The 1,579-nt window shown below is 38.3% G+C and carries 2 protein-coding genes; both read right to left on the bottom strand.

What is annotated here, in order from left to right; translation table 11 throughout:
* Positions 1-134: 134 nt before the first annotated feature.
* On the bottom strand, positions 135-1,064 hold the full coding sequence (locus CV944_RS16940; protein WP_100660200.1) for a DMT family transporter: 930 nt from the start codon (positions 1,062-1,064) through the stop codon (positions 135-137).
* Positions 1,065-1,163: 99 nt separating this feature from the next.
* The coding region (locus CV944_RS16935) for a transposase (RefSeq protein WP_145994851.1) at positions 1,164-1,579 on the bottom strand (416 nt) is incomplete at its 5' end.

The raw sequence follows: 1,579 nt of genomic DNA, 5'->3' as shown, positions 1-1,579 counted from the left end.
TTCCTCTCGATTGGAAATCCGGGATGGCCGCTGCTTTGTTTGAGTATGCCCAAATTTATGGAAGGCGTATGTATAATTTTGGATAATCAACACTCGTGATAGAGTCCAATAATAAAAGCTAAGCGACAATTTGCTTAGCTTTTTATATTTGTAGAAAATCGTTCTATTTTACGCCTTTCTTTAGGTTTAGCCACGGTTGCTAAGTAAACACCAATCGTAACCAACAATGCTCCAATTGCAATATTAACAGTCATTTTTTCTCCGAGTAACAACCAGTCTAGAAAAATAGCCACAAGAGGAACAAATAATAGGGAAATAGAAGCTACTGTAGTATCAAGCTTTGTTAACACCACATACCAACATGTAAAGCAGAATGAGGATGCAATAACTCCTGTGTATATCAGAATAAAAATACTTATAGGTGTAAACTGTATAGGTTGACCCCACTCCATAAGAATGGCGGCAACTACTACTCCAATGGTTCCGAAAATCATTTGCCAGGTTGATACTATAATTTTATTATGATTGCTAAAATATTTTTTAACAATTACATTTGCCCCAGCCCAAGAAATAGCAGCTAGTAAAAGTAAACATTCACCGAAAATGACACTTTTGTTTTGAATAGTAAAAAATTCAAACCCAATAATGGATAGTAAACCAGAAATACCCAGGACAAGACTAATTACCTTGTAATAGTTTAATGATTCATGAAGAAAGATATATCCGAGGATTCCACTCCATATAGGCATCGAGTAAATCAGTATTGAAGATTTGCTCACATTTACAAACATCATTCCGTAATTGATTAATAAAAACATGGCGGTTGTTTGTAACAAACCCACTATAAAAAGGATAATCCATTCTGTACCTTTTGGTCTAGTGGGCTTTAAAAAAAATAAAACTAATATCATCGCAAATGAAGCAAGTAAAAAGCGTAAAGCCGCAAATGTAAAGGGTCCCATGTAACTTAATCCAATCTTCGTTAGAACCCATCCATAACTCCATAACAAAATAATAGTTACTAATAAAAAGGTGTATAAATACTGACTTGACATCTTTTTCATTTTCCATTACCCCCAAATAAATACAAAAATATCTTTACTGTAGATGAGCAATTTTCATAACAATAATTACCATGTAAAAAGAAACAAACAGGGTACCCCTTATGCCACATGGAGCTGTTTTTTCACGGTATCAATGGGAATATTTTGTTTCGCTGCACAGTAAATGAACTCCACGAGGCTATGTCCTTTTCTCTTGCGCAAGAGATCGAGCCCATCAGAAAAATCGCTGTTCGACTCGAATAGGCTGTACACGTAAGCAAGCTGCACCAAGATCCAGTAGCGTTTCACCGCCCGAACCTGACGAACACGGTACCCATCGAGCTTCAGCTGGTCTTTCGCTTGTCGAAAAAAGCATTCGATCGACCAGCGTTGGGCATAGTGGCGCAAGATGTCTTCATCGCTTAGCTCCCGGTCGTTGCTCAAGACGCAGTGAAGATGTTCCGATGTCATCGGCTGATTGGCTTTCCAAGCGAGCAGCACCACCGCATGGTCGAGACCGTTGAGCGCTCCTTCGT

Origin of the sequence: Geobacillus sp. WSUCF-018B (genome assembly GCF_002809985.1) — a bacterium.
Classification (GTDB): domain Bacteria; phylum Bacillota; class Bacilli; order Bacillales; family Anoxybacillaceae; genus Geobacillus; species Geobacillus thermophilus.
Note: the sequence above shows the minus strand (reverse complement) of the source record. Positions and strands in the feature narration are given on the sequence as shown.